Raw genomic sequence first — 23,122 nt, forward strand, 5'->3', positions numbered from 1 at the left:
TTATCGGTAATTGGGCTTGCTCCATAACTGCAGTTACCAGCCAACGAAACTAAGATCTTTTACTGCATAAATGAATGGTTAGACTAACTCGCCTTCATAATTAGTTATTTCTTTACAGTGGGCTATACATTATCTAAAGGTCTTTTTCCTTCCGCATCATACTAAGGAAGGCCGCTGTGATGCCCAAATAGCTGGCAATGTGTTTTTGATTGATACGCTGCTCAAGACCGGGATAATGCCCCCGAAACTCCAGATATCGTTGTTCGGCAGTTAAGGAAAGGTTTGAGGTAACCCTTCGTTGGTACATGTCAAATCCGTTCTGGATCAGGATTCGGAAGAACCGCTCCAGTTTTGGAACACGATTAAAAAGATTTTCCAGATCCGTCAGGGTGAAATAACACAGCTCAGAATCTTCAAGCGCTTGTATAGTATGAGTTGCAGGCTTTTTCTTAAAAAAACTAACATTATCACAAGCCCACCAATTTTCAGGATAAAAGCAAAGATTATGCTCCTGGCCATCCGTATCAGTATGATACATCCGCAAACAGCCTTCTTCAACAAAGTAGATATGCCTCTCTGTTTCACCAGGTGTCACCAACAACTCCCGCTTCTTAAAGCTTTTACGATGCATTAATGTAAGTACCTGCTCCTTTTCATCAGGAGCAAGTACCACATGTAAAGCAAAATTGCGCAAAATAAGTTGAGACATTAGGCAAGTATAACCTTTAAAAATCAATTTGCCGGGTCATGATCAGTTTAAGTTCCGCAGTCCCGGCTATGCGGAGCCGGTTAGCTATTGTCTGATAAATCTCGCTTTGCGCAATGGTGATAAAGGCTTCAGCACTTGGGTACTCTACAAGTACAACCTCGTCCCATTGTTCGTTTTCATCGGCAACTATGTTTGCCACCACTTCGCTTACAAACCTTACCTTAACACCTTCAATAGCCAGTTGCTTTACCACCTGCTCAAAAGCCGGGATATACTCATCAAAATAAACCTTTTTGTCTTTAAACTTTATCAGGTTCAGCATTACTACAGGTCCTTGACCTTGTTTGATATCGGGAAATTTGATCTCTACCATGCCACAAAGGTCGCAGGCGTTTGCCGAAAAAAAGTTCAGGTAGTTGAAGAGTTTAAAGCGATGACGGCTTCTTTTAATAACTTAATTTTAATTCGCTCGCTGATCTTTTATTACCTTAAAATATTGGAGTATAAAAGCTTTTTATGACGATTGATCCTCTCCGGATCGCTCAGCTTCATTAAGATGAACGATATCCGAGTTCGACCGCTTCCTTCGCATCAACTCGTAAGACTGTCTGATGTAAACGAACAAACCGGGTCTGATATCATCGGCTGTATCTACACGGATATGATTTTCAAATTTGTTTCCAACCGCTTTGCTTTTGATGACAGGCTTTTCGGGATGCGGCCCAGCAGAATAAAATTTAATATCCAACCATTTTTTCATTGGCCGGATAATTAAAAAGCCCACCCTTCGCGTAAAAACGATACAGTTTGGCGTTACACCTACCAGCACTTTTTCCCAGTCGGCCACCTCCGCAAGTATCTTATCAAACGCCAGCACTAAATCAGGTCATCGACCTTCGAACAGGGTATCAAGACTAACCCGTTGGCAATAGTGCCGGTAATCCTTCTAGGGCAGTTCACGATCGCAACTTGGGCAAGTCCAGCTCATATCTGATATACGAGCTAAAATAATGCCGAAGATGAGCAAACCGAATTAACGATATGAACTTTGAGTGACCTACAATTAAGGTTTGATTTTATTAATTTTGGCACATGTCAAACGAAGAAACTACCGGCATCCCTGGGTTGGACTTAACGGAGTTAAAACTGACAGGGTTTAAGGTGCATGCGCTGTCGCATTCGGAAGCTGTACCGGTTAGCGCCGGCCGCCGCGACTTTTATAAAATGGGCCTTGTGAACGGTGACATGACCATCAATTATGGCGGGGAATTATTGGAGATCAAAGGAACAGTATTGTTCTTCATCAATCCTAAAGTAGCGCATACACTCGTCCGGCGCGTACACCGCACCAGCGGCTATGCTTGTATTTTTACTGAAAATTTCATCAGTGCCCGTGAACTAAAAGATTCTCCCCTTTTCAGGATTGGCGAAAATCCGGTTATTAAGCTCGATGAGGCTCAAACAGCTTTCATGACTGGCATTTTCAAAAAAATCTTATCCGTGTATGACGGAGATTATCCGCATAAAAGTGACTTGATCAAAAACTGCATCTCCCTAATTATACACGAAGCTCTGCGCATCCAACCACCAAAAAATCTTTCACATTCCAGAAATGGCGCAACTCGTGTTGCTCGGTTATTTATGGATCTGCTTGAAAAGCAATTCCCCATAGAACGGAGTAGCGAACCGCTTAGTTTACGTACGCCCCATGATTATGCCGAACAATTATCGCTGCATGTAAATTATTTGAACCGGGCCGTAAAGGAGGTAACCGGCCACCCGACTTCGGCTCATATCGCCAAACGCATTATAGCTGAAGCCAAAGCCCTTTTGCATCACAGCGATTGGAGCGTTGCCGAGATAGCATACGCGCTGGGTTTTGAGTACCCCGCATACTTCAATAATTATTTTAAACGTGCTACCGGCACCACGCCTAACGGTTTTAGGAAGGTTTGATAATTATAATTATTGGTTTGGTAGTGATTGGCAGATTATCCCGCCATAACGGAGCTTTGTGGGACATTAAATTTATGAACTATGAAGATTCTTGTAACCGGGGCAACCGGAAAAGTAGGAAGCAGATTTGTGCCAAGACTAATCGCTAAAGGACATGATGTAACCATATTGGTAAGGGATGCTGATAGAGCCGCCGAACTAATTACAATTGGTGCAAAACCTATTATTGGCGACCTTTATGACCCCGCAACTTTGCCGCCTGCAGTGGCAGGTATGGATGCAGTGATTCACCTCGCTGCGTTATTCCGCACCTTTACAGACAACGAAGGTATTATTAAAACCAACCGCGAAGGCAGCATTGCCCTTGCGCAAGCAGCTATGGATGCCGGTGTAAAGCGATTTGTATTTACAAGCACCAGCAACGTATATAGTTCGGGATATGGCCGACCTGCCAGGGAAGATGAGCAAGTAGATATTAATGATCCGAGAGCTTATTCTTCCAGCAAGATAGCGGCCGAACAGGAGCTGCTCAATTTGCAACGAGAACACGGTTTCGATGTAAGGGTACTGAGACTAGGCTTTGTGTACGGCGACAAAGACCCACACATTGCTGAGATCATTCCGTACATCAAGAAGCTGCAGATGCAATCGGGGGCGCGCATGCACATGGTGCATCACCTTGATGTAGCGCAGGCCTTAATGGTTTTATTGACCACCGAAGGATTGGGCGGTGAGATATTTAATTTGGCCGATGATGCACCGATTACACTTTATGAATTGGCAGAGTCGGTTGGCCAGTTAGATGGAACCTTCGACGAAAACGAAGGACCGCTTAACGATCCTTTTAAAGGTATTCAGGATGTTTCAAAACTACGTAGCCATACGAGTTTTCGACCACTGGTGCCAAGCTACTATGTTGCACGAGACCTTGACATTTTATAAGGATAAAAGGCGGTCAGTATCGGTTTGATCGAATTTCGCCCTGAATGCCAGCGGTGAAAAGTTGGTCTTCTTCTTAAATCGTGCTAAAAGATTGTGCGTATTCAAAACCAAGCGCGGAAACGATCTCACTTACCGAGAGACTGGTCGTGGAAAGCCATTCCCTGGCTTTCCCGATCAGTTTTTCATGGATATGTTGTTGCGTTTTTTGACCTGTATCCGCCTTCAGCAAACTTATTTATATAAGCGCATTTCAAATTTACTTCAAAATTGCAACATATATTTGTGGTTATGACAGTACTTGTGCTTGAAGACAATCAACGACTTGGAGCCAGCATCGAGGATTTCCTGGTGCGAGAAGGCTACATTTGTGATGTGGTCGATACCTATCTTAGAGCGCGTGACAAACTGCTGTCAGTTGATTACGATTGCGTACTGCTTGACATCATGTTACCCGATGGGAACGGCCTTGATCTGCTGAAACTTATTAAGCAGGAGAACATCCAAAGCGCTGTACTCATTATATCTGCAAAGGAAGCTCTTGACGATAAGATCAGAGGCCTTGAGGGCGGCGCTGATGATTACATTACCAAACCCTTTCATCTTAGCGAACTGCATGCCCGTCTGCGTGCCATCTACCGTCGTAAAAACCCAATGGCAACAAATGCCAACGTTGTTAGCTTTAATGAAATAAACCTGAATACCGATACCTTACAAGCTTTTATCAATGGTGAGTTGCTTGATATAACCCGTAAGGAATTTGACCTGCTGATGTATTTTATAGTCAATAAAAACAGGGTATTGTCAAAACAAGCTATTGCCACCCATCTTTGGGGCGACTATACCGACAATTTGGATAACTTAGACTTTGTTTATCAGCACGTTAAAAATCTAAGGCGCAAAATATCCCAATTAAACGGCACCGACTATATTGATACTGTTTATGGGTTGGGTTATCGTTTTAAAGAGGCAGGGGTATGAAATTAATTAATAAGCTTACTTATTGGATAATGGGCGTTGTGTTCTTGGTAACGCCGTTCACCATGATCATTTCGTATCGCAGCATAAAAAGCAATATCAACAAAGCAGAGATCACACGGCTTAGAGACGTTACTGATAAAGTTGCCGAACAATTAAAAGCAGGCCAACCACCGCATCAGTACATTTTAGACAGACCAATAACTGTTAAAGAAGTTGCTACCATGCCTCCTGTTAAAATGCAGACTAAAAACTATAGTTTTTACAATGCTGAATTAAAGCGGGATGAGTGCCGTATGGATGTTACTTCGTACTACAAGATCAATAATAAGGTGTACGCGGTATCAACCTACAATTACGTTACCCAAGGCAAGCAGATCATTATGGGGATGGTTTACGCCCTGGCCTGGAAGATTGGTTTGATCACCCTAAGTGTACTCATCAGCGGCAGGCTGGTATCAAAGTATATCCTATCATCCTTCAAACAAACTTTGAAGAGCATAGAACAATTCACACTCGGCAATAAAGAAAAACTGGTTTTACCGGCTACCTCTACTGCTGAATTTAAAGAATTGAACAGCTTTCTGCAAAACATGACAGACAGAGCTTTAAAAGAATATAACGCTGTAAAAGAATTTAGCGAAAATGCATCGCACGAAGTGCAAACACCACTTGCTGTTATGCGTACCAAGCTTGAACTTTTATCGGAAACCGAAATAAATGCTGAACAAGCTCAATTGATAGGTGATATGCAATATTCGATCGAGAAGCTTGTCAAAATAAACCGCTCGCTGCTGCTGCTAACAAAGCTTAATAATTCAGAATATCAAACTACAGAAAAGGTGAAATTCTGCCGTATTGCTAAAGATATGGTTAGAGCGTTGGAGCCGCACATTGAAGTAAAGGGCATTGAATTGCGTAATCATATTGGCAGCAATATTCCGTTACAGATACACCCGGTACTGGCCGAAATACTGTTGAATAACTTATTGGGTAATGCTATCCGCTATAACAACCCGAATGGTTATATTGATATTATCCTCACTCAACACCACCTCACTATAAAAAACCCGGGATTAGCACCGGAGGTTGATCCGGCAAGTTTATTTCAGCGGTTCAAAAAATCTAATCAGTGTGAAGATAGCGTTGGCCTTGGTTTATCCATTGTTCAGCAAATATGTGCTGTGAACAATTTTGAAGTTAACTATAGTTACAAAAACAGTGAACATATCATTCGCGTCGACTTCAATTGTGAAACTGTTCCGCAGGAGCAAACTGTAGTTGCAGGAGAGACATTTCTTACTAAAAAGCCAGCTATAGCGTAATAATTTTGTCATAAACCTAATCACAAAATCAATTTTATAACATTACTTCAAAATTGCTTCAAAATGTAGCGGTAGTCTTGCCATGCGTTAATCAATCGATTAACAGCGCTTTTTTGAAGTAAATGAAACGACTTTCCATTATAGTTTTATCCTCCGCTTTATTACTTGCAAACAGTTCAAAAGCACAACAACATCTCAGTTTAAAAGAGGCGCTGCAATTGGCCGCAGACAATTATGGTACTGTTAAAGCCAAGGCAAACTACGCCAACGCATCCAAAGCAAGTGTTGACCAAGCAAAGCGGGAGTACTTACCAAATCTAAATTTGGGTGTAGAGCAGGCCTACGGTACCATTAACGGAACAAACGGACCGCTGTATGCGTTTGGCGGAGCTGTTGCTTCGTCGGGCCCGGCTTTGGGCAAGCAAAACTGGAACGCTGCATTTGGTGCACTTTATTTGGCAAATATGAATTGGGATTTCTTTGCCTTTGGCCGGGCACGTGACCGGGTACGTGCTGCTGTGGCCGTTGCCCAACGCGATAACAACGATTATCGACAAGAAACATTTCAGCAAAAGATCAAAGTAGCAGCAGCTTATCTTAATCTGGTAGCCGCCCAGCGCATCACCACATCATACCGTAAAAATCTTTTACGTGCCGATACTTCACGCTTAGTAGTAATTGCACGGGCTAAAGGCGGTTTAATAGCCGGCGTGGATTCGTCTCAAGCTAATGCGGAGATCTCCGGGGCAAAAATATTATTGATACAGGCGCTGAACGCCGAGCAGGAACAGGCAAAAAATTTAGCGGTGCTGATAGGCTCGCCAAACGCCGATTTTGTTTTAGATACCATATTTACTTCCAGGATACCTGCAGATGTCGCCGCAGCGTCGTCAGTGGACAGCATCTCAGCAAAACATCCTGTATTGGATTACTATAAGAGCCGCATCACGGTTAGTGACAAACAGGCCGATTACTACCGCACATTCAGCTACCCTACCTTCTCCTTACAAGGTGTATTCCAATCAAGGGGCTCAGGGTTTAGCAGTAACTATATAGCAGACCAAACTGCTTACAGCGGCAATTACTGGGACGGCGTTAATCCTACCCGTTCAAACTACCTAATAGGTGTTGGTGTTAGCTGGAATTTCACACAGCCTTTCCGGGTGGCTAAACAGGTAAAAGCACAACGCCTGATCAGCGCAGGGTTAACAGACGAATACAACCTCGCCCGCCAGGAACTTACCGCTCAGGTAAGCTTATCTGATAAGAAAATCCTGAATGCCCTTACCAGTTACCGTGAAGTGCCCGTGCAGATCAAGGCCGCCGGCGATGCCTGGATCCAGAAATCGGTATTATATAAAAACGGATTAACCAATCTGGTTGATGTAACACAGGCGCGTTACGCGCTAATCCGCGCTGAAACCGACCGCGATATTGCATACAATAATGTATGGCAGGCCCTGCTGCTTAAAGCTGCTGCCACCGGTGACCTGAACCTTTTTGTAAATGAACTATAATATATACTGATGAATTTAATTCGTTTTGCGTTGCGTAAACCTATCACCATTATGGTGCTGGTTGCAGGTATGCTCTTCTTTGGCATAAAAGCGGCCACTACCATAAAAGTTGATATCTTCCCCAAGCTGGATCTGCCCGTTATTTATCTTTCACACCCATTCTCGGGCTACACGCCATCACAAATGGAAGCCATGTTTGGTAAGCAGTACGTTAACGTGCTGCTGTTTGTGAACGGTGTAAAAAGTATCGAAACAAAAAACATACAGGGATTAACGCTGATGAAGATCAGCTTTTATCCCGGAACCAATATGGCGCAGGCGGCTGCCGAGGTAAGTGCATTCTCTAACCGTGCACAGGCTATCTTCCCTCCCGGCTCAAATCCGCCGTTCATCATCAGGTTTGATGCTTCAACCCTGCCTGTAGGCCAGATAGTATTAAGCAGCAACAAGCGCAGCAACAATGAATTGGCCGATCTGGCTAACGTTTACGTGCGTGCATCATTCACACAAATACCGGGTTTGGTGGGCCCGCCGCCTTCCGGTGGTAACGTTCGTACCGTGGTTATTAAGGTTGATCCGCAGCAATTAAGGTCACACAATTTAACGCCCGACCAGTTAGTTGAAGCTCTGCGTGTAAACAACTTAACTGCACCTTCAGGTAACGTACGTGTGGGCGACAAAAACTATATCACCCCAACAAACACTACCGAGCATAATATTAAAGATTTCGAAGACATTCCGCTGTTTAAAGGTGGCGTACAGAACCTTTACCTAAAAGATGTAGCTACAGTTGAAGATGGTGCCGATGTAACATCCGGCTATGCATTGGTTAACGGCCGCCGTTCGGTTTACCTTAATATTGCCAAAAGTGCCGACGCCTCAACCTGGGAAGTGGTACAGAAATTAAAAGCGTCCCTGCCGAAAATGCAAGCCCAATTGCCTGAGGATGTGAAACTGAGCTATGAGTTTGACCAATCTACGTATGTGATCAACTCCGTAAAAAGCTTATTAACTGAGGGGGGCATTGGTGCACTACTAACCGGGTTAATGGTACTCCTGTTTCTTGGCGATGTACGTGGTGCTTGTATTGTAATCTTAACCATACCCATCGCTATCATTTCGGCAGTGCTATTCTTAAGCCTATTTGGACAGACCATCAACATCATGACCTTAAGTGGACTTGCGTTGGCCATCGGGATATTGGTAGATGAAAGTACAGTAACTATTGAGAATATTCACCAGCACTTTGACATGGGCAAACCAAAGGCACTGGCAATTTGGGATGCCTGTAAGGAGATAGCTTTCCCTAAATTATTGATCCTGTTTTGTATACTGGCGGTATTTGCGCCGGCCTTTAGCATGGGTGGTATACCAGGTTCGCTGTTCCTGCCGCTGGCATTGGCCATTGGTTTCAGCATGATCGTATCTTATTTCCTGGCGCAGACGTTTGTGCCGGTAATGGCAAATTGGTTGATGAAGATCAAACATCACCACAAACCAAATGGCCAAGAAATGACCGATGCCGAAGAATTTGCAGCAGCTGGATTAGCGGATGAAGGGGAGCACGATACCTGGGCGCAAAAAGGCCAATTGGTTGAACGTACCGACAGCAACCATGATGGTAAAATCAGTCGTTTTGAACGCATCCGCATGAGCTATATGCGTTTTATTGATAAGATGGTGCCCTTTCGCAAGCCTATTGTTATAGGCTATTTACTGGTAACTGTGATAGCTGCAGGTTTTATGATGAGCACTATTGGCCGCGATGTGCTACCAAAGGTAAACGGCGGGCAGTTTCAATTGCGTATTCGTGCTGCTGAAGGTACCCGTATCGAAAGCACAGAAAAGAAAACTTTAGAAACCATCAAAGCGATCGGCAGCATCACCGGCCCGGAGAATGTGGCCATTAGTTCTGCCTACGTAGGTACGCATCCGGCATTGTTCTCTATAAGCCCTATTTTCCTTTGGATGGCTCAACCGCATGAAGCTATTATACAAGTGGCTTTAAAAGAAGATTACCACGCCAATTTGGATGAACTGAAAGAACAGATCCGCGCCAAAGTGGCTAAAGAGATACCTGATATTAAACTTTCTTTTGAGCCGATAGAATTAACCGACAAGATATTGAGTCAGGGTTCCCCTACTCCGGTTGAGGTAAGGATCTCGGGTCGTAACAAACAACTGAATGAAGAATATGCCAATAAACTGATAACTCAGTTACAAAAGATAGATTACCTGCGCGATGTACAATTAGGCCAGTCTACCAAGTACCCGGCTATCAAAGTAGAGGTCGATCGCCAAAGGGCTGCGCAATTAGGCGTAGATATGAACGATATATCCCGCTCTTTGATCGCATCAACTTCATCATCCCGCTACACGGAGAAAAACATTTGGATAGATGAAAAATCAGGTTACAGCTACAGTGTGCAGATACAAGTGCCTGAAGCGAAAATGAGCAGCATAAACGATATCGGCGAAACCCCTATCCTTCGCAATTCAGATCGCCCGGTATTAAGCGATGTTGCAACTTTAACGCCAGGCACAACCTACGGCGAAAATGACAACTTAGGTGCCATGCCCGTGCTATCTGTAACAGCCAACCTGAACAACCACGATCTGGGTTCGGCATCAAAAGTTGTACAAAAAGCAATTAATTCCCTTGGCGAACTGCCACGCGGTTTAAATGTGGAGATGATAGGCTTAACCCAAACCCTTGGCGATACCATGAGCAGTTTGGAGAACGGTTTGATCGTGGCCATCGTAGTGATATTTCTGATGCTTGCGGCTAACTTCCAATCGTTTAAAGTATCGGGTGTGGTTTTGGTCACCGTGCCGGCAGTTATATTGGGTTCACTATTGTTGCTCATTATATGCGGCTCTACACTTAACCTGCAATCGTACATGGGTATGATCATGTCTGTGGGTGTATCCATCTCCAATGCCGTATTATTAATTACCAATGCCGAGCAGTTACGTAAACACAATGGTAACGCTTTGCAATCGGCAAAAGAGGCTGCTGCCCTGCGTATGCGCCCTATTGTAATGACCGCCCTGGCAATGGTTGTGGGTATGATACCGATGGCAAGCGGTTTAGGTGAAGCCGGCGACCAATCATCACCACTTGGCCGCGCTGTTGTGGGTGGCTTGGTAGCTTCTACCTTTGCAGCGTTATTTATTTTGCCGCTGGCATTTGCATGGGGTCAGGAAAAGGCGACTACTCAAAGCGTATCCCTTGATCCTGAAGACAAAGAAAGTAAATTTTATATCAACACAAATAATCCTGTCACTCACTAATATGAACAAGTCATCCATCATAAATTTATTAAAGGTATCTGCCGTGGCGCTGGCCTTGCAGGCCTGCGGTTCGTCTGAGTCAAAAGATAAAAAAACAGAACCTACCGAAGCTCCTGCAATTGAAGTAGTAAGCGTGCAAAAAGGTTCAATCAGCACATCATTCAACGTTCCCGGCGAGCTAATAGCCTACCAACAGGTTGATCTTTACGCCAAGGTGAATAGCTTTATTAAAAAGCTATATGCCGATATAGGTACGCAGGTTAAGGCAGGTCAGCTATTGGCCACTATGGAAGCTCCGGAAGTAAACTCACAGCTATCAGGAGCACAATCAAGGTTGCAATCACAAGAAGCGTTGTACCAGGCCAGCAAAGCCACTTACAAACGTTTGTTAGAAACCAGCAAAACCCCTGGCACGGTATCGCCAAACGAATTAGATCTTGCTTTAGCCAAACAAAACTCAGACCTGGCTCAGCTACAAGCTGCACGTGCTGCTTACAAAGAGAGCGGTGCAAACCGCGATTACCTTACCATTCGTGCACCATTTGATGGTATCATCACAGCACGTAATGTAAGCGCGGGCGCGTATGTAGGCCCATCAGGTAAAGGCTCTGAAATGCCTGTATTTACATTGCAAGAGCAAAAGAAATTGCGCCTTGCCGTAAGCGTACCGGAAAACTATACCGGTGCCTTGAGCAATAGAAGCGAAGTAAGTTTCACGGTAAAGGCATTCCCCGGAGAAACCTTTAATGCTAAAGTGAATCGTTTGGCGGGTGCATTAGATTCTAAATTGCGTGCACAACGTATTGAGATGGACGTAACAAATACCGGTAAAAAATTACTGCCGGGCATGGTGGCAGAGGTTCATATACCGGTTGCAGGTGACGGCGGTGCTTTTGTAGTACCAGCCAAAGCGGTGCTTAACTCCACCCTTGGTGTTTATTTAATTGCCATTGAGAATGGCAAAGCTAAATGGGTACCGGTAACTGCCGGTCGCCAGGCTGATGATAAGATCGAGGTATTTGGCCAGCTTAACCCCGGCCAGCAAATTGTGAAAGTGGCCAGCGAAGAAATAAGAGATGATAGTGAAGTAAAAACCACACCTGCGAAAGATTAATACTCCGTAAGGTTTATTTGTTTAGTTGAAAAGGCCGCCTGTTAATGGCGGCTTTTTTGTAAAATTCTAACAACACCTGTAATGTCAGTGTAAACCTATTTGTAACTGCTTAAAACCGCAAACTTTTACGCCTGGTAATTCCATGGATCGTGCTTGACCTCATCACCTTCATTAACGAGGCGTCGATATTCGCGCACCTTTTTTGTGTAAAAAATGATCTGGCATGATTGAATTCGAATCAGTTAAACTTACCGCTTTTGTATCTTAGATCTTCATTCAGGCATTTTAAGTTGCAGCCCTTCAAAACTTATGACACCTTCCTGAATTGCCTTGCCCACAGCCTCGGTTAACTGTTGTTTCATTTCCTCAGTGATCCTGGCAAATCCTAATGACTTAACGATTAAAGGGAGCGCCTCCTGCTCTGTAATACGAATTGAGTTGTTAACGACTTGCTGTATTGCGCGCTGTAACTCTTGTGGTGATATTAAAGAAAGTTTCTTGTATGCAGGCGGCAGCTTATTCCGGTCACGGACTTCAACAGCCTGCCCGGGCAGCAACAAAAAGTTTTCCTGTATAACTACTTTGCCTGCCTGGATGGCCTGTTCTAACGCTTGCGAGAGCGTATACCGAATTCTTGAGCCCACCTTTGAGATCCCCGCCGCTTCGGTGATCCTTTTGGCCACCTCATCAAAATGTACAGGTCCTTCAATTGCAACTACTTCAGTTATCCAATTGCCTAATTCCTCAAAAGTGTATAGATGGAATTCAGGGCGGATATCTTCAATATGTATTTCGGCAAGACGATATTCATTGATCTCTGCAACACTTTGATTGTTTTCTTCGCGCGTCAATTCCAGCTCGTGGATTTCATGATCACGATCATTTTCGACAACAAGATTCTTTGCTTGTTCAACCGCCTTGAGTAAGCGCTGTAATTCTCTGGATGGATTACGATACCAGTCGGTGCTCCATACGCGATATAAATTCCAGCCAAACAATTCCAGTACCTGGTTTCGGAGCCGATCGCGGTCTGTAGCTGAGGTGGCGCTGGCATAGGCATTACCATCGCATTCTATACCCAATAGATAACGACCAGGATTTTCCGGATCGACGACTGCCAGATCGATGTAAAATCCAGGTGAACCCACCTTGCTGCGAACGGTGTGACCTGCTTTTTCCAGTTGCGCGGCTACTTCCTCTTCAAATGGCCGAACATCATTCGAAATGACAGGTTCAGATTGATCGAACTTAGCATGTTGTGCAAAGTATAGAAAGCTCTTCAGCGTCCGCAGACCAAACCGGGCGGACTCTCCTACTTTGATATCTTCTGAGGTAATATTTGTAAACACTTCGCACCGCATTTTGGCTCGTGTTATCAATACATTTAAACGGCGCTCGCCGCCTTCATTATTGAGTGGCCCAAAATTCATTGGAATCTTTCCATCTTCTGTCCGGCCGTACCCTATACTTATAAGTATCACATCACGTTCGTCTCCCTGTACGTTCTCCAGGTTTTTGATAAAGAACGGTTCATCTGCACGGCTATAAAAAAACGGCTCGGTAGCTGGATTGGCTTTGCGTTCTATCTCCAGGGCGGCCTGGATGGCTTGCGCTTGTGCCGTACTAAAGGCAACAACGCCGAGGCTTCGGGATGGATACTTAGCGGCATGCTCTATCACCGCTTTAGCAACGGTGACTGCCTCAATCGGGTTCGTCCGGGTTTTACCGCGGTCATAAACCGCATTTGGTAGATAACGAAAGCGCAGGCCCAGATCTTGCCTCGAGCCCGGACTTGGGAAGATAACCAGTTTATCTTCATAAAACTCATGATTTGACAAAGTGATAAGGGACTCGTGCTGGCTGCGGTAATGCCACTGCAGCATACGCGTAGGTGCACCTTGCCCATCACACATACCTAAAATGCTTTGCATATCTGCGGTTACGTTATCTTCTTCTTCGATATCCGTATTTAACTTATCAAAGAAACTTGTTGGTGGCAATTGACGGGTGTCGCCTACAACCACTAATTGCTTGCCTCTGGCAATTGCACCAATAGCGTCAACCGGTCGCACCTGGCTCGCCTCATCGAAAATAACAAGGTCAAAATCTATCGCTCCTGCAGGTAGAAAGTTAGCAATAGACATAGGGCTCATCATCCATACAGGTTTCACAGCCTGCATGGCTTGCCCCGCCTCTTCTACCAGTTTGCGGATGGGTAGATGACGGGCTTTTTTATTGAATTCGGTCTTTAAAATATTTACCTGCCCGCCTGCATTTGCTTTAGGCAGATCCTCCCAATGTTTAAGTGCAACCCGTGCCCGGTTGTAGTACAAGTTTACCTGATCCAGTCTGCGAAACTTAGCTATTGCCTCTTCATGGCTGGCACGCTCGAATTTGGACAGTTCCGGGCTAAGCTGGAAAGCTTTTGTAATTAAATATTCATACCAAGTCTTTTGGAGACTTATCTTCAATAATTCACTTGCGCCCTCCCAGTCAGTTGCTGCTTGCACAAGATAGCCAAAACCGTTCTTTTCAGCTTGTGATGCCAGTTGATTCCAGTCGATAACTATTTGAAGGTCATCAAAATTATTTATCCAGGTTGCCCATTGGGCCGTTTGTTCTTTGAACATTTCCGGAAAAACACCTATCTGTAACGCGTTGAGCGCCTGCTGTTTTTCCCGGTCGACTAAATTAATAAGTTGGTCTAACGCATTCAGGTAACTGCCGGCAGTCCCGGCCGGTTTATGCATTGCCAAATAGGCAAACAAGGTTGAATCGCTAACACCGGCTAAATAAACCGCCGCCGCGCTAAGCGACGCCCAATCAGAGCGTTGTTTTTGCCAGCGTGTACCAAACAAATTAGAAGCAAACTGATCATACTGGATAAGCAGCCCTTCTAACCGCCTGGCTTCAGAGAGCACATCGATCAGTTTTAATTTTTCGTTGGCTTCTGATGGTAACGTAATTTTTAACAAAGCCGCCAGTTGCTGCTTACTTTTACGGTAGCTACTGTTGAGGTTACGATACCATTTATCACCATAGGTAACGATGTTCCGGCGAATTTCCAGGATATCCTGGGTCCATGCCTCAACCACAAAGGTATCCTTATGATCCCGGTACAGTACAGCGAGTTCTGCTCCGGCCTCAATTAATTCTTTGATATCTTCCGCTTTGGTTGACCAGGCAGTGTCAGCTAAGTTTAAACCAGTCAGATCTGGCGCGGCTGCAGCTTGTGCCAAAAAATCTTTAAGTAAAGGCAAGTCCAACGCCTGTTCCGGCATTGTAAAGCCCGTGGTTTCGCTTATGGCGATTAGTAGGGTAAATAATTCCGCTAAGGAGTGTTGAGCGGTTTGCAGCCGCTGGAGAAGGGTAGCCTTATCATGTTGTAAAAGGAAGAGCAAACCGCTGCCGTAGAACAACAACCCGGACGGTGTTCCGACATCTTTCAAACGCGCCTGAATTCGATCAGCGGTTTCTTCTGCCAGCCTGATCTTACCGATATCCCATTGCTCAATATCGGGAATATTTAGCTTCATCAGGTTTTTACCATCTGTCAGCTCATCAATCTGCAATAAATATCCAATGACCTGCTGCGCACTCAATCCGCTTCCCGAAAGCTGGTGATTTACAGCACGGCAGTATGCATTAAGCTCTGCTCTGTAAACTTCCAACATTTGTATCTCTAATTCCAGCTTTGCGGTATGAGGTTTACCGAGATCCATCACCCTTTTGATCTCCTGCAGTACCTCTCTCTTATTGGTCTTATGGCTATGAAGTTCCAGGCAGGCCACACCTAATTCAATTTGATCAAGCCTACGTTTAACCACATCAAGCGCCGCCATTTTCTCAGCTACAAAAAGCACTTTTTTTCCGTGGCCAACAGCATTAGCGATAATATTAGTGATCGTCTGAGATTTGCCTGTGCCGGGCGGGCCTTGTATAACCAGGTTGCTGCCGTCTTGTACAGCCAGCATAGCTAATAATTGTGAACTATCAGCATCTACTACCCTAAATAGCTCATTTGCTTTGGTATCCGTATCCAGATCCTCTTCTTCGTCCAAACTGTCTTCATGAAAACCCGTTGCCAATAATGCCTTAACGTTAGGGTGTGCTTCAGGCTTAATAGGGTCCGGCCACTTCGATGTATCGAGATCATTATATATCAGGAATTTACCGAAAGAAAAAAAGCCAAGCTCTATTGCGTTGTCATCCACTGTCCAGCCCGTTTGCATCTTGATATGCAGACGAACAGTGGCCATATATGCTTCAAGATCGAACTCTTCGGCTTCGGGAATATCAGGAATATTGATATTGAAGTCGGTTTTCATTTTTGCCTGTAGAGACAGGTTGGCACCTATTTCGCTCCCTGTGTAGCGCAGACGAAAACGTTCCTGGGCACTTGAGCGTTCCAGACTAACCGGTATCAAAATCAATGGTGCTGAGCGTTGCGTATCGGCATCGGCGCTATCATGCCAGCACAGCATACCCAAGGCAAGGTAAAGCAGGTTAACGCCCTGTTCTTCGATACTTGTCCGTGCAAAATAGTAAGTATTGAGTAACCTGGACTGTAGTTTTAATTCATCTTCTTCTGTTTGTAGCTTAGTATCGTGATATTTTTCTTCACCTTCAGGAAATAAACCACCTTCTTTTAAAGCCAGAAAGGTCATGGACTTTTGCTGGCGTACCAGGATATCATATACTGCGGAAGAGCGCTCGTCGGCTATGTGCAAGCCTTTACCCTTAGTGATTTTATAATTAAGTAACGGATTACGAAGCCCCAGATCAAGGAGTTCTTTCCTTGATGATTCTAAACGCGAATGAATAGTTTCGTCCATAGCCAAAACTAATGATTCTCTATGATTTTTGAAGTAACCTTAGAGCCGGGCTAAACTGTAATCCATAAGCATGATAATATCATCTATACCAACAACGCCTGCAGGTGGCGTAGATGGCAAATTAAATTCATTAAGCTGATTGATACTTTTCCAGTATCACAATTCCGTCTTCATTGCCTTGCTGCGCTGCAAGGTCAAACACCGACATGCCACGATTATCCACCAAGGTTATATCAGCATTATGTTCCAGCAATAATTCAATCAATTGATTTCGACCAAACATTGCAGCAAACATAAGCGCCGTTCCACCATTTCCATGCTGGCGGTTAAGGTCTGCACCATTTTCTATAAGTAGTTCAGCGATCTCCGGATACCCTTTAAAGCAGGCACCCATTAAGGCAGTATTACCACCAAGGTCGGCAGCATCGGGGTCTGCACCGGCTTGCAATAGGTACCTGGCTGCATCCAGGCGGTTATTGTAACAGGCTATAATGAGTGGTGTATAACCTTTTTCGTCAGTCGCGTTTAGGTCAATGTCGGCAGTAATCAGGCCTTTTAAGGTATCAACGTCGCCCATTCGGGCGGCGTTGATAATAGGTTGAATATCGTTGTTCATAGATACAATTTAAATTAAGCAGGTATCAGTCTTGGTTTTTCACGCTCCCAAAAACGGTGTTGCCCAATCATTTTGATCAGCAGGTTGGTAAAGTTCTTGTCGGCTTTCCCAACCAATATACCTTCGCGTAACACTGATGCTTCAGAAAAATCAGAAGGTATCTTTTTACTGAAATAAGTAGCACCGATCACTTGTAAAGCATCGTCGGCAACAGCGATAGGTTTGCAATGCTTAAATGCTTCGTTTAAAAAGTGAACGGCATTAGCTTCTGCTTCCAGTGTAGCTACTGCGTTGGTGCCGCCGGCAACATAAACGGCATCGAATAGTACAGATGCAGCGGTGAGAAAGCTTTGGTCTACAATGATCTGTGTGTCATCCGCTGCAGTTATATAGCTCTGTCGCGGTGCGATCAGTTCAACGGTAGCTCCCTCGGCAACCAGAGCATCCTTAACAACTTTAATCGAGGCGGCGTCTGCACCATCAGCTGTCAGCAAGGCAATTTTTCGGCTTTTAATGGTGTCCTTTACCGTGTTAGCCATACTAAGTGCCTCTGATTTTGCTAATGTGCCTTCCGCCTGCACAGACTGGTAATCGGCCGGATCTCCATCCGCCGGGATACTTTGATTAGTAGATGGACTTTCGGGTAGGTGTAACCTAAGCCCGTAGGCCACCTGGGTAGCTAACCCCTTGTCAATCTGCAGCAAAATGCCCAGCATCCGCTCACGGATAGCTATAGTTTTAACTTTACCCAACTCAAAGGTGAGTGCGTCAACGATGTGATTTCTCTCCGGGTCTGACTGGCTATTAAGAAACAACCTGGCCTGGCTAAAATGATCAAAGAAGCTTCTATTACGCAGGCGCTCCTTACGGGCCTCAATGCGCTCGCGGTAACTTACAAATCCACCTGCCGATTCTTTGACCTGCTGAGGATCGTTATTGCCTATCAAATTAGGATTATAGCTCACTTTACCACGGTTGATAGTTTGGCGCATAAAGCCATCGCGCTGGTTATTGTGTACCGGAACAATTGGACGGTTAATAGGAATTTCCTGGAAATTGGGCCCGCCTAAACGGGTCAACTGTGTATCGGTGTACGAGAACAAACGTCCTTGTAACAGCGGGTCATTTGTAAAATCTATACCCGGCACTACATGCCCAATGTGATAGGCGACCTGTTCTGTCTCCGCGAAAAAGTTGTCGGGGTTGCGGTTCAGTGTCAATTTACCAACACGCTGTACGGGCACCAATTCTTCCGGTACAAGTTTAGTCGAATCTAGGAGATCGAAGTCATATTTAAATTCGTCTTCTTCCGGTATGATCTGTAAGCCCAATTCGTATTCAGGAAAATTACCGCTTTCGATGGCGTCCCACAGATCCCGGCGATGAAAGTCAGGGTCTTTACCAGAGATGTTCTGCGCTTCATCCCAGGCAACTGAATGGACTCCCAATAATGGTTTCCAATGGAATTTTACAAAACTTGATTTACCTTCAGCGTTGATGAGACGAAAGGTGTGAACGCCAAAACCTTCCATCATTCTTAAACTACGAGGGAGAGCACGGTCACTCATTGCCCACATAACCATATGCGCCGATTCAGGCATCAGCGATATAAAATCCCAAAAGGTATCGTGCGCTGAAGCAGCCTGCGGAATTTCATTGTCAGGCTCGGGCTTAACAGCGTGAATCAGGTCGGGGAATTTAATGGCGTCCTGAATAAAGAAAACCGGCATATTATTTCCTACGAGGTCAAAGTTTCCTTCTGTCGTATAAAATTTGGTTGCGAAACCGCGCACATCACGTGCAAGGTCTGAAGACCCTCTTGAACCCGCAACTGTGGAAAAGCGTACAAACACCGGTGTTTCGGTCTCAGTGTCATTCAGAAAGGCAGCTTTGGTATATTCACCTAACGGTTTATATAATTTAAACACACCATGCGCGCCAGACCCACGGGCATGTACCACTCTTTCTGGGATACGCTCGTGATCAAAATGAGTCATCTTTTCCCTAAAAAGAAAATCTTCAAGCAATGAGGGGCCACGATCTCCTGCCTTTAATGAGTTTTGGTCATCATTTATCGGTAGTCCGGTGTTGGTATTCATCTGCTCGCCTGCAGCGTCAGCAGTGTGCTGAGCAAGACTTTGGGTCTTCGCGTTTTCGGGTTGAGGTGCCAGTTGTTTGTCAATAGCCGCCTCGGTACCCATTTTTGGTGATGGTGTCTTTGCCATGTTATGCTTCGTTTGCTGCTGTGTAGTTTATATCGTTCTCTGCTACCTGTGTTAATTTCTCATCTGCTGCTTTCTCTTCCGCCAAAGTTTCTGCAAGCAATGCTGCGATGTTATCCAAGCCAAGCGTAATGGCCAGTTGATGCAATCCGCCGTAAGTGGCGATCTCGTAATGTTCAACCTTTTGTGAGGCTAAAATAATTCCCACATCCCGTGTCGCCGTTCCTGACTCGGTGCTTTCTATGATGCTTTCGCCTTCCTTGGTCAGGCCCTCCATTGCATCGCATTTTTGCGCCTGCACTTTTTCACCCAGTAGTTCGAACACTTGCTCCAGGCGATATACGTGATTTTTTGTTTCTTCCAGGTGATCTGTTATACCATTCGCAAGCGATTTTGATGTTGCCGATTCGATCATTTTTGGCAGGTTTTTAACCAAATGGTTCTCTGCCCAATAAATGTCTTTAATGCCGTCTACAAATAACCCCAGCAAGGCCGGCTGATCTGCGGGCGATGTTTTAGTGCTGAATTTCGGTTCTCCTGATTCTTTTTTCATAAATATGCTACGAGTAGATGATTTGTTAGATTGCGTATGCTGGTCTGAACTGCAAAAACAATAAGATGATGCGGCACGGCAATGAGTAGTTCTGATTAAACCATCAGCTTAGATAATTGTTCTGCTTTTTTATTTAATATTTAAATATTTGAATTATTACTCAAAATCAAGTTCGGTAAGGTGAAAGCTCGTAGTATGAGCTCAGGGTGCATTAGCCCTATAAAAAGGATAATCGAAATTTTCAGCACAACATTGATTGTATTAATATACAACGACTTCAGGTGATGATTTATACTGTCGCACCAGTGCGTTGGTCAGATATAACAAATGCCGGTACCAGTAATCCATTGCAGTATAATGTTAACTTTTTAAATAAAAACATTATGTCGTGCAATGCTGTATTATATATAACCTCTCTCTTAGCGATTCGTTCCCAAACGGTCAACCCGTCGCTTTCCCAGCAGGCGTACATTTAACTAAAATTATTATGAAAAAGTTAAGTATTTTTATGATCGCAGCAGGGCTGCTCTTGATCATCTGCGGTAATGTATTTTACAAACATCATCAAAACCCGGATGATAGCGGAGGTTCCGCTTCAATAACCACTTTAAATGGCAATTGGTCAGTTAAGATTCCTGCGTTTATGGGTGGCGTCGTATTCCTTTTTGGTGCAATATTTTTATATGTTGATGCAGATATAAAAAGAAAAAACAAGGGCTTATTGCAATAAAGACATTACGGTTATGCTGTCGCAACCCATCGCTTTAGCTATTTGTATCCGGCTGCGCCAATAGATCTGTCTTATTGGTGCCGGATCCATTTTACCCTAATAAGTTGAAACGGCTTTTAGTCATTGGCGAAATCGCGTGTCATAAAGCTTAAAACATGCTTTTGTTGCGCACTTGTTATCATGGAAAACAACATTGCAGATAAACCTGATATTACCAGACCCCGATCTCTGCAATTGCAGAGTTGCGGTTATTGATTGTTCGTTTAGCAGCAAGTTTAAAGTATCTTGCAGTAATTGGTTTACGAAGTGATACAATTTGCTTTATAGGATTTGAAATGATATTGGCAAATTCTCCAATTGAATTGGCAGACCATGTTTTACCGTCATCACTGGTATAAAATTCATAACTGCTGATGATGCCGTCAGGCTTCTTGTCTTGCCTTGGGAGATAAGTGAATGCGGTGATCAATTTGGGTTTACCCATATCAACAATGATCTCGCGCATATCAGACTCTTGCTCATTTTTTTCGTCGAACCAAAAAGTTTGCTCATTGTCGTCAATAGCACGATTTAAAGCCTCCGGAATAGATGGTAAAGAGGACGAAACGCTCCAACCGTTTTTATCCTGATCAAAAGTGGTTACTGCTACTGCACTTTGTTTTTGGGAATTAGAAAAACTCAAAGCTTTGACCGTACCTCCGTCTACCAGGGAAAATGGGCCATTATAGACTTTTGAGAGAATACTTGGTGACTTGCCGTCAACAGTATAGCGTAATGCCCTTACCGGCGCATCAGTAGTTATTTCAATTTTACCGTCTTTGGTTTTACGGATGACCGGTGGGCTCAGATGGTCTGGTTCCCTGAAAAGGCCAAAATCACTCAAGGCTATACAAACCGGAGCGAAAATACTTAACCTGATCTTTTTAGCCAAAATATTTGTTTTAAGCCGAATAAGCCGGTTTGCTCCAATAGAGGTCACACCGGCTATTTTCACCCAGTTGTTATTAATAAAAGCATCTATCCTAACGGAATCAATACGCTGCCCGAGCTTGATGTTTTCCCGGAGTCTTATCACATTAAAGACTTCCGGTCTTTTGAGATCGATCATTAATTGTGGATGGGCGACGTTGTCATTTGTTGCCCAGTAGCTATATCGGTCAGGATCAGTTAAATGCTGTGGTCCAAATAATCCTGCATTTTTTCCACGAACATCTGAGGCTGTAAATTTAGCTTGTTTGGCAAGGTTCACGGCAAATGTTGACCGGATGATCGCACCAAAGTCTTTCAGGTTTTTGGTGTCTTCCATTGTTAACAATCCGCTTTTATCAGGTGAAAGGCCCAAATCCAGGCATGCTCCTCTACCTACACTTTCATAATAAAGCTTAACCAATTGATATGGTGTCTTGGACTGCCCATCTTCCGAATGGTGATAGAACCACCCGGGTCGCAACGGCACATCGCACTCCGCAGGTATCCAATACTTGCCATCACGGGTTCCGTTCACGCTTTCCCAGTATTTAACGTTTCCATTGGTGGGGATGTCTCCCTCAACGGCATGAGGCGTAAAGGTCTCCCAGCAAGGTTCGCCGGCAACACCCTCCTCATTACCTATCCATCTCACATCTGGCCCCGCGTCTCCGAATATTGCGGCGCCCGATTGCAATTTCCTTGTTATCCTAAACGTGCTGTCCCAACCGTAATAATTGGATTTATCGATCTTACGTTGTGATCTGGCACCTCCGTAAAAGCCATCACCCCCATTCGCACCATCATGCCATGACATAAAAAGATCACCATAGTTTAGATACAGTTCTGTCAACTGTTTCCGGTAAACTTCCGTTACGTATTTACGATCACCATACAGTTGATTATTTCGGTCCCATGGAGAACAATAGATACCCATTTTTAAGCTCAATTTTTTACAAGCCAATTGGTATTCTTTAACGATATCGCCTTTCCCGTTTTTGTAAGGGGTATTGCTAATATTATGGCTGGTTGTTTTGGTAGGCCATAAACAAAATCCGTCGTGATGTTTGGCAACAACAACAATACCCTTGATACCTGCCGCTTTAACGGTAGCAAGGATTTTTGAGGCATCAAAATGCGAGGGAGCGAACGATGAAAGCGGTTCATCACCATATCCCCACTCTTTGTCACTGAACGTTGCCATGCTAAAATGAATTATGCTATACATTTCTGTTTCCTGCCAGTGTAATTGCCGTTCGCTGGGCAAGGGGCCATAAGGCTTCGGAGCAGATTGGGCAAATAAAATTACAGGGATAAATAAGAATGAGGTGATAATCAGGGTTGAAAATCTCATTTTGTAATCAGTTA

16 protein-coding genes and 1 pseudogene are annotated in these 23,122 nt (G+C 44.4%); 8 read left to right on the top strand and 9 right to left on the bottom strand.

Annotated features, from left to right (window positions below; all coding sequences use genetic code 11):
- Positions 1 to 133: 133 nt before the first annotated feature.
- The 3 genes from FPZ42_RS06430 to FPZ42_RS06440 form a co-directional block, all read right to left on the bottom strand.
- Complete coding sequence (locus FPZ42_RS06430; protein WP_146269677.1) at positions 134 to 709, bottom strand: Crp/Fnr family transcriptional regulator; 576 nt, start codon at positions 707 to 709, stop codon at positions 134 to 136.
- 16 nt (positions 710 to 725) lie between these two features.
- On the bottom strand, positions 726 to 1,082 hold the full coding sequence (locus FPZ42_RS06435; RefSeq protein ID WP_146269678.1) for a DUF1330 domain-containing protein: 357 nt from the start codon (positions 1,080 to 1,082) through the stop codon (positions 726 to 728).
- Positions 1,083 to 1,223: 141 nt separating this feature from the next.
- On the bottom strand, positions 1,224 to 1,586 hold the full coding sequence (locus tag FPZ42_RS06440) for a DUF5655 domain-containing protein (RefSeq protein WP_146269679.1): 363 nt from the start codon (positions 1,584 to 1,586) through the stop codon (positions 1,224 to 1,226).
- Positions 1,587 to 1,801: 215 nt separating this feature from the next.
- Here FPZ42_RS06440 and FPZ42_RS06445 point away from each other — a divergent pair, with 215 nt between their 5' ends.
- Together FPZ42_RS06445 and FPZ42_RS06450 are read left to right on the top strand one after the other, a co-directional pair.
- Positions 1,802 to 2,665 (top strand): helix-turn-helix domain-containing protein, encoded by an 864-nt coding sequence (locus tag FPZ42_RS06445; protein WP_219125149.1) that lies wholly within the window; start codon positions 1,802 to 1,804, stop codon positions 2,663 to 2,665.
- Between the two features lie 81 nt (positions 2,666 to 2,746).
- On the top strand, positions 2,747 to 3,607 hold the full coding sequence (locus FPZ42_RS06450; RefSeq protein ID WP_146269680.1) for an NAD-dependent epimerase/dehydratase family protein: 861 nt from the start codon (positions 2,747 to 2,749) through the stop codon (positions 3,605 to 3,607).
- Here the strand turns inward: FPZ42_RS06450 and FPZ42_RS19325 are convergent.
- Positions 3,602 to 3,836: pseudogene (locus tag FPZ42_RS19325) on the bottom strand (helix-turn-helix domain-containing protein); the annotation flags it as partial. The gene FPZ42_RS06450 and the pseudogene FPZ42_RS19325 overlap by 6 nt on opposite strands.
- 59 nt (positions 3,837 to 3,895) lie before the next feature.
- On the opposite strand from FPZ42_RS19325, the gene FPZ42_RS06460 reads away from it, so the two are divergent.
- The 5 genes from FPZ42_RS06460 to FPZ42_RS06480 all read left to right on the top strand — a co-directional run bounded on the left by FPZ42_RS06460 (position 3,896) and on the right by FPZ42_RS06480 (position 11,832).
- Positions 3,896 to 4,585, top strand: coding sequence for a response regulator transcription factor (locus FPZ42_RS06460; RefSeq protein ID WP_146269681.1), 690 nt, complete (start codon positions 3,896 to 3,898; stop codon positions 4,583 to 4,585).
- Positions 4,582 to 5,907 (top strand): sensor histidine kinase, encoded by a 1,326-nt coding sequence (locus FPZ42_RS06465; protein ID WP_146269682.1) that lies wholly within the window; start codon positions 4,582 to 4,584, stop codon positions 5,905 to 5,907. The genes FPZ42_RS06460 and FPZ42_RS06465 overlap by 4 nt, the downstream gene beginning before the upstream one ends.
- Positions 5,908 to 6,029: 122 nt before the next feature.
- Positions 6,030 to 7,424 (top strand): TolC family protein, encoded by a 1,395-nt coding sequence (locus FPZ42_RS06470; protein WP_146269683.1) that lies wholly within the window; start codon positions 6,030 to 6,032, stop codon positions 7,422 to 7,424.
- Positions 7,425 to 7,433: 9 nt separating this feature from the next.
- On the top strand, positions 7,434 to 10,718 hold the full coding sequence (locus FPZ42_RS06475) for an efflux RND transporter permease subunit (RefSeq protein ID WP_146269684.1): 3,285 nt from the start codon (positions 7,434 to 7,436) through the stop codon (positions 10,716 to 10,718).
- Position 10,719: 1 nt separating this feature from the next.
- Positions 10,720 to 11,832 (top strand): efflux RND transporter periplasmic adaptor subunit, encoded by a 1,113-nt coding sequence (locus FPZ42_RS06480; RefSeq protein WP_146269685.1) that lies wholly within the window; start codon positions 10,720 to 10,722, stop codon positions 11,830 to 11,832.
- A 272-nt stretch (positions 11,833 to 12,104) separates the two neighbouring features.
- On the opposite strand, the gene FPZ42_RS06485 is transcribed toward FPZ42_RS06480, so the two are convergent.
- The 4 genes from FPZ42_RS06485 to FPZ42_RS06500 all read right to left on the bottom strand — a co-directional run bounded on the left by FPZ42_RS06485 (position 12,105) and on the right by FPZ42_RS06500 (position 20,058).
- On the bottom strand, positions 12,105 to 16,667 hold the full coding sequence (locus FPZ42_RS06485) for a DUF3320 domain-containing protein (protein ID WP_146269686.1): 4,563 nt from the start codon (positions 16,665 to 16,667) through the stop codon (positions 12,105 to 12,107).
- Positions 16,668 to 16,797: 130 nt separating this feature from the next.
- Positions 16,798 to 17,283: an ankyrin repeat domain-containing protein gene (locus FPZ42_RS06490; protein ID WP_146269687.1), complete on the bottom strand. Its 486-nt coding sequence runs from the start codon at positions 17,281 to 17,283 to the stop codon at positions 16,798 to 16,800.
- Positions 17,284 to 17,297: 14 nt separating this feature from the next.
- The gene (locus tag FPZ42_RS06495; RefSeq protein ID WP_146269688.1) at positions 17,298 to 19,508 is read right to left on the bottom strand and encodes a catalase; all 2,211 of its coding nucleotides are present in this window, start codon (positions 19,506 to 19,508) and stop codon (positions 17,298 to 17,300) included.
- A 1-nt stretch (position 19,509) separates the two neighbouring features.
- A complete protein-coding gene (locus tag FPZ42_RS06500) occupies positions 19,510 to 20,058 on the bottom strand; it encodes a YciE/YciF ferroxidase family protein (RefSeq protein ID WP_146269689.1) in 549 nt (182 codons plus the stop codon).
- A gap of 487 nt (positions 20,059 to 20,545) precedes the next feature.
- Between FPZ42_RS06500 and FPZ42_RS06505 the strand changes: the two genes are divergently transcribed.
- Entirely contained in the window at positions 20,546 to 20,788 is a 243-nt protein-coding gene (locus tag FPZ42_RS06505) for a hypothetical protein (protein ID WP_146269690.1), read from the top strand.
- A gap of 211 nt (positions 20,789 to 20,999) precedes the next feature.
- Here the strand turns inward: FPZ42_RS06505 and FPZ42_RS06510 are convergent, their stop codons facing one another.
- On the bottom strand, positions 21,000 to 23,108 hold the full coding sequence (locus FPZ42_RS06510) for an alpha-L-fucosidase (protein WP_146269691.1): 2,109 nt from the start codon (positions 23,106 to 23,108) through the stop codon (positions 21,000 to 21,002).
- Positions 23,109 to 23,122 lie beyond the last annotated feature (14 nt).

Source organism: Mucilaginibacter achroorhodeus (assembly GCF_007846095.1).
Classification (GTDB): Bacteria; Bacteroidota; Bacteroidia; order Sphingobacteriales; family Sphingobacteriaceae; genus Mucilaginibacter; species Mucilaginibacter achroorhodeus.